This window comes from Streptomyces sp. NPDC054863 (genome assembly GCF_053610825.1).
On record NZ_JBSGZD010000073.1, the window covers coordinates 23,939 to 30,625 of the forward strand.

At 70.5% G+C, this 6,687-nt stretch carries 4 protein-coding genes; all 4 read left to right on the plus strand.

The features are described from left to right. The first annotated feature begins 154 nt into the window (after positions 1-154). The 4 genes from ACWGIG_RS16190 (at position 155) to xdhC (ending at position 6,629) form a co-directional block, all read left to right on the plus strand. Positions 155-1,507 carry an acyltransferase family protein gene (locus ACWGIG_RS16190; RefSeq protein WP_453322235.1) on the plus strand — a complete coding sequence of 451 codons (1,353 nt, stop codon included), beginning with the start codon at positions 155-157 and terminating at the stop codon, positions 1,505-1,507. A gap of 334 nt (positions 1,508-1,841) precedes the next feature. Further along, positions 1,842-3,359 (plus strand): xanthine dehydrogenase small subunit, encoded by a 1,518-nt coding sequence (locus ACWGIG_RS16195; protein WP_453322236.1) that lies wholly within the window; start codon positions 1,842-1,844, stop codon positions 3,357-3,359. Further along, entirely contained in the window at positions 3,356-5,818 is a 2,463-nt protein-coding gene (gene xdhB, locus ACWGIG_RS16200) for a xanthine dehydrogenase molybdopterin binding subunit (RefSeq protein WP_453322237.1), read from the plus strand. The genes ACWGIG_RS16195 and xdhB overlap by 4 nt, the downstream gene beginning before the upstream one ends. Position 5,819: 1 nt before the next feature. Continuing rightward, positions 5,820-6,629, plus strand: coding sequence for a xanthine dehydrogenase accessory protein XdhC (xdhC, locus tag ACWGIG_RS16205; RefSeq protein WP_453322239.1), 810 nt, complete (start codon positions 5,820-5,822; stop codon positions 6,627-6,629). Positions 6,630-6,687 lie beyond the last annotated feature (58 nt).

Genomic DNA, 6,687 nt, shown 5'->3' on the forward strand with positions numbered 1-6,687 from the left:
GTCTTCTTGCAGGCGTCCCAAGTATCCAAGAGGGACGGCTTTCATGACGTGTTCCGAAGGCTGATCCTCGATGTGGGCGGAGTCCGTTGCGGGGGTGGCGCCCGGCGGCTGCCGTCCCAACACTGGTGGTGTGCAGGCGACGGGGGGCACCGACATGACCACTCGCACAGAGCCCGTGCAGGCGCCGTTGCCGGAGCGACGGCCGGAGCTGGACGCGATCCGGATGCTGGTCGTGGTCGGGCTGGTCTTCTTCCACTCGGCGCTCGTCTTCGCCACCGACGACGACTACTACGTCAAGAACGACGAGACCACCGAAGCCATCATGATCATTGCCGGGTTCGGGGTCGTCTGGGCCATGCCGTTGCTGTTCCTCATCTCCGGCCTCGGCGCCCGGTACTCGCTCCAGCGGCGCGGCGCGGGCGGCTTCGCCGTCGAGCGGCTGCTGCGGCTCGGTGTTCCGCTGGTCTTCGCGACCCTCGTGCTGAACCCGGTGCCGCAGTGGCTGCGGCTGCGCTCGGCCGACGCCGGCTACCACGAGTCGTACCTCGGCTTCCTGCCCCGCTTCTACGACGTGCACCTGGAGCCGGAGGAGTTCCCCTTCCTCGTCCAGGGAGAGCACTTCGAGACCGGCCATCTCTGGTTCGTCGTGCTCCTCCTGGCGTTCTCCCTCATGCTGGCCCCGTTCCACCGGTGGTTGCCGCGCGAGCGGGTCCGCCGCATCGGCGACCGGGTGGCGGAGGCGGCCCTGCACCGGAAGGGCGTCGTGTTCCTGCCGGCCCTCGCCCTCGCGGCGATCTGCGCCTTCGCACGGCTGGAGGAGGACTACGCGGGCTGGCACCGCTGGTCGTACCTGCTGTTCTTCGTCGCGGGATTTGTGCTCGCCTGCGACGACCGCTTCCGGACGGTGATGCGGCGCGCCGCCGGGACCGCGGCCCTGCTCGGCGTCCTGCTGTTCGTGGCAGCCGCCCCCGGCTTCGCCCTGGCCGACGAGCCGTTCACGGAGATGACCGCCCTGGCCACCGTCTCGCGGGCGCTGTTCGGTGCGGCCGGCTGGTTCCTGGTGGTGGCCATCCCGGGCCTTCTCGACCGTCGGCGGCGGCCGGAGCGACCGCGTGCGGCGGCAGCCCCGGACCCGGACCCGGACCTGGCCCAGGGCCTGGCCCAGGCCCCTGCTCCGGCCCCTGCCGCGGCGAAGCGTCGGCGCCTCTACGGCTATCTCGCCGCGGCCGTGCTACCGCTGTACGTCCTGCACCAGCCGGTCGTGGTCACCGTCGCGTACTTCGTGACCGGCTGGTCGGCGCCGATCCTGGTCGAGTACGCCGTGCTCGTGGTGATCGCCCTCGTCCTCACCTTCGCCGCGTACGAGCTGCTGGTCCGGCGCACGCGGGTGACCCGCTTCCTGTTCGGGATGCGTTCCCAGGGGCGTATCGAAACAGCAGGCGGCCGAGGGAGCGCGTTCCGCGACCTGATTCGTGCGATTTCCGAAAGGTCGAGGTCAGGCTATTGACCCCGCTGGTTCCAGCCACTACTTTGCGGTGGAAGTCGGCCCACACATACCGGAAGGAGGCGACCAGCGGATGAACACCAGCTCTGATCTCGGTCGCCTCGCCCAGTGCACTGCCTGGGTTCCCGGTCGGATCGCGCACGGCTGCTGACCACGCCGTTCTGACGTGCCCTTCCGTGGCACGTCCGGGGTTCTTCCCTCACCATCTCCCGGCACGTCGCTTCTTCGTGCCGTTCCGCGCCCGTTCCTCGCACGCGGCGCGTCTGAACACAGAGAGCTGCCCGAAATTGGCGAATATGATGAATCCATACATCGCGCACCGAAACGAAGGCCTGTCATGGTAGCGGCGCGGATCACGGTCAACGGGAAAGAAACACAGATTTCACCCGCTGCACCTCACACCACAGTGCTGGACCTCCTGCGTGAACGCGGCCTCACCGGGACCAAGGAGGGCTGCGCCGAGGGCGAGTGCGGTGCCTGTTCGGTCCTGGTGGCCCGCCCCGGGCTGGACAAGCCCACCGACTGGGTGGCGGTCAACGCCTGCCTGGTCCCGGCCGCGGCGCTGGACGGCCAGGAGGTCATCACCTCCGAGGGCCTCGCCACCGTCGGCGCACCCGGCACACCTGCCACCCTGCACCCGGTGCAGGAGGAGATGGCCGTCCGCGGCGGCTCCCAGTGCGGCTACTGCACGCCGGGGTTCGTCTGCAGCATGGCTGCCGAGTACTACCGTCCCGACCGCTGTACGCACGCGGAGCCCGGCGCCGGTGCCGACCCGGCCGACGGTGCTGATGCGACCGCCGGCGCGGGCCCGGACGGCCACGCCGACGCCGAGCACGGGCCGAACGGCTTCGATCTGCACGCGCTGAGCGGAAACCTGTGCCGCTGCACCGGCTACCGCCCGATTCGCGATGCCGCGTTCGCCGTCGGTGCCCCCACCGACGAGGACCCGCTCGCGCAGCGCCGCGAGCAGGACCCGCCCGCGCCGGCCGTCACCGAATACACCCAGGACGACAGCGTCTTCCTGCGCAGGAGCACCCTGGCCGAAACGCTGGAGCTGCTGCGCGAGCGCCCTGAGGCCGTACTGGTCGCCGGGTCCACCGACTGGGGCGTCGAGGTGAACATCCGCTCGCGCAGGGCCAGTTGTGTGATCGGCATCGACCGACTGCCCGAACTGCGGGAGCTGCGCGTCGAGTCCGACCACATCGAGATCGGCGCGGCGCTGACGCTCACCGAGATCGAGCGCCGCCTCGACGGTGAAGTCCCGCTGCTGGCAGAGCTGTTCCCGCAGTTCGCCTCCCGGCTCATCCGCAACGGCGCGACCCTCGGCGGCAACCTGGGCACCGGTTCCCCCATCGGCGACAGCCCGCCCGCGCTGCTCGCACTGGAGGCGTCGGTGGTGCTCGCCGACGCCGACGGCGAGCGCGTGGTCCCGCTGGCCGACTACTTCACCGGCTACCGGCAGAGCGTGCGCCGTCCCGGCGAGCTGATCCGCTCGGTGCGCGTCCCGCTGCCGCTGTCGCCCGTCGTCGCCTTCCACAAGATCGCCAAGCGGCGCTTCGACGACATCTCCAGCGTGGCGGTCGCCTTCGCGCTCGACATCGAGGACGGCATCGTCCGCAAGGCCCGCATCGGTCTGGGCGGCGTGGCCGCCCCCCCCATCCGCTCGCCGGCCACCCAGGCGGCCCTGGAGGGCAAGCCGTGGACGGCGGAGACCGTCGAGGCGGCGGCCAGGGAACTGCGGGGCGAGGGCACACCGATGAGTGATCACCGCGCCAGCGCCCTCTACCGTTCCGCGATGCTCGGCCAGAGCCTGCGGAAGCTGTACGCACAGACCACCGAGGCGGTTTCGTCATGAGCCATCTGTCCGAACGCCCCGAAAAGCCGGTCGTCGGCGTCTCGATGCCGCACGAGAGCGCCTACCAGCACGTCACCGGCACCGCGCTCTACACCGACGACCTGGTGTACCGCACCAAGGACGTCCTGCACGCCTACCCGGTCCAGGTGATGAAGGCCCACGGCCGGATCACCGCGCTGCGCACCGAACCCGCGCTCGCCGTGCCCGGCGTGGTCCGCGTCCTGACCGGCGCCGACGTGCCCGGTGTCAACGACGCCGGCATGAAGCACGACGAGCCGCTCTTCCCCGACGAGGTCATGTTCTACGGCCACGCCGTCGCGTGGGTCCTTGCCGAGACCCTGGAGGCGGCCCGCCTGGGTGCGGCGGCCGTCGAGGTCGAACTCGACGAGAAGCCCGCGATCGTCACCGTGCGGGAGGCGATCGAGGCCGAGAGCTTCCACGGGGCCCGTCCGCTGATGGAGACCGGTGACATCGACGCCGGTTTCGCCGACTCCGCGCACGTGTTCACCGGCGAGTTCTCGTTTGCCGGGCAGGAGCACTTCTACCTGGAGACGCACGCGGCACTGGCCCTGGTCGACGAGGCCGGGCAGCTGTTCATCCAGAGCAGCACCCAGCACCCGTCGGAGACCCAGGAGATCGTCTCGCACGTGCTCGGGGTCCCGTCCCACGAGATCACCGTGCAGTGCCTGCGGATGGGCGGCGGCTTCGGCGGCAAGGAGATGCAGCCGCACGGGTTCGCGGCCGTCGCCGCGCTCGGCGCCAAGCTCACCGGCCGCCCGGTCCGCTTCCGGCTCAACCGGACCCAGGACCTGACCATGTCCGGCAAGCGGCACGGCTTCCACTCCTCGTGGAAGATCGGCTTCGACGCCGAGGGCCGCATCCAGGCCCTCGACGCCACGCTGACCGCCGACGGCGGCTGGAGCCTGGACCTCTCCGAGCCCGTGCTCGCCCGCGCGCTGTGCCACATCGACAACACGTACTGGATTCCGAACGCCCGGGTCGCCGGTCGCATCGCCAAGACCCACACGGTCTCCAACACGGCCTTCCGCGGCTTCGGCGGCCCCCAGGGCATGCTGGTGATCGAGGACATCCTCGGCCGCGTGGCGCCGCAGCTGGGCCTGGACCCCACCGAGCTGCGCGAGCGCAACTTCTACCGGCCGGGCCAGGGCCAGACGACGCCCTACGGACAGCTGGTCACGCAGGCCGACCGGATCTCCGCCGTCTGGGAGCAGGTGAAGGAGAACGGCAACCTCGCCGACCGCAAGCGCGAGATCGCCGCGTTCAACGCCGCGCACCCGCACACCAAGCGGGCGCTGGCGCTGACCGGCATCAAGTTCGGCATCTCGTTCAACCTCACCGCCTTCAACCAGGGCGGCGCGCTGGTGCTGATCTACAAGGACGGCTCCGTCCTGATCAACCACGGCGGCACCGAGATGGGCCAGGGCCTGCACACCAAGATGATGCAGGTGGCCGCGACGACGCTGGGCATCCCGCTGCACAAGGTGCGGCTCGCCCCGACGCGTACGGACAAGGTGCCCAACACGTCCGCCACGGCGGCCAGTGCGGGCGCCGACCTCAACGGCGGGGCGATCAAGAACGCCTGCGAGCAACTGCGCGGACGGCTCCAGCAGGTGGCCGGAACCCAACTGGGCGGCAACGCCTCGGACGTACGCATCGTCGAGGGCGTCGCCCGGGTCCTGGGCAGTGACAAGGAGCTGGCCTGGGACGACCTGGTGCGCACCGCGTACTTCCAGCGGGTCCAGCTCTCGGCGGCCGGTTTCTACCGGACCGAGGGCCTGCACTGGGACGCCAAGTCTTTCCGCGGCACGCCGTTCAAGTACTTCTCCAACGGAGCCGCCGCGACCGAGGTCGAGGTGGACGGCTTCACCGGGGCCTATCGCATCCGGCGCGTGGACATCGTCCACGACGTCGGCGACAGCCTCTCCCCGATGATCGACATCGGTCAGGTCGAGGGCGGGTTCGTGCAGGGTGCGGGCTGGCTGACGCTGGAGGAGCTGCGCTGGGACACCAGTGACGGGCCGCACCGGGGCCGCCTCCAGACCCAGGCGGCGAGCACGTACAAGCTGCCGAGCTTCTCGGAGATGCCCGAGGAGTTCCACGTGACGCTCATGGAGAACGCCACCGAGGAAGGCGCGGTGTACGGGTCCAAGGCGGTGGGTGAGCCTCCGCTGATGCTGGCGTTCTCGGTACGGGAAGCGCTGCGGCAGGCCGCGGCCGCGTTCGGCCCGGGCGGGATCGGCGTCGAGCTGGCCTCGCCCGCGACGCCGGAGGCGGTGTACTGGGCGATCCAGGAGGCCCGTCAGGGCGATGCCTCCCTGAACGGTCACGTCCGCAACGGGGTCGCCATCGACGGCCACGCCGGAAGCGGCCACGCCGGAATCGGGCACGTCTCGGGCGACAAGATCCGCACCGACGCAAAAGCGTCGACCGGTGCCTGATATGACGTGGGTCGCCGCGGTCGCACGGTTGCGAGCACGCCGGGAGCCCGGAGTGCTGGTGACCGTCGCGACCGTGCGCGGCCACGCCCCGCGCGACGCCGGAGCGAAACTGGTGGTGGGGCGGGACAGGACGTGGGGCTCGATCGGTGGCGGCAACGTCGAGGCCGTCGCGATCGACCGGGCCCGGGAGATGATGGCCGTGTCCAAGGCCGAGCCGGAACTGATGGACTTCGCCCTGAACGACAAGGTGACCAACCAGCACGGCGTGCAGTGCTGCGGCGGCACGGTCTCGGTACTGCTCGAACCGCTGCCGGTGGTACGGGCGGTGGCGATCTTCGGCGTCGGGCACGTCGGTCTCGAACTGGCGCGCATCCTGGCACGCCAGGACCTCGACCTCCATCTGGTCGACACCCGCGCAGAGATCCTCGCCGAGGAGCGGCTCGACGTACTGGCGGACGCCGCGGCACAGGTGCACGTGCATCACACGCCGCTGCTGCCCGAGGAGGTGCTGGCGGAGCTGCCGCGCGGCACCCACGTCCTGATCATGACCCATGACCACGCGGAGGACGCCGCGCTGTGCGACGCAGCCCTGCGCTCCCCGCACCTCGGCTCCATCGGGCTGATCGGGTCGGCGGCCAAATGGGTGCGGTTCCGCAAACGCCTTTCCACCGAGGGCGGTTTCGACGAGGCCACCATCGATCGGATCAAGACCCCCATCGGACTGGCCGACATCACCGGCAAGGAACCGGCGACCATCGCCGTGAGCGTCGCCGCCGATCTGCTGTGCGCCTTCGAGACCGAGGACGACTGACCCGCCGCCGATCGACAGGGTGCCCCGCGCCTGAGCGCACGCACATGACGCGGGGCAC

What these genes read in the sequence shown, in the direction of transcription:
- ACWGIG_RS16190 (WP_453322235.1), top strand. Translation starts at nt 155, where the DNA reads ATGACCACTCGCACAGAGCCCGTGCAGGCGCCGTTGCCGGAGCGACGG.
- ACWGIG_RS16195 (WP_453322236.1), top strand. Translation starts at nt 1,842, where the DNA reads ATGGTAGCGGCGCGGATCACGGTCAACGGGAAAGAAACACAGATTTCA.
- xdhB (WP_453322237.1), top strand. Translation starts at nt 3,356, where the DNA reads ATGAGCCATCTGTCCGAACGCCCCGAAAAGCCGGTCGTCGGCGTCTCG.
- xdhC (WP_453322239.1), top strand. Translation starts at nt 5,820, where the DNA reads ATGACGTGGGTCGCCGCGGTCGCACGGTTGCGAGCACGCCGGGAGCCC.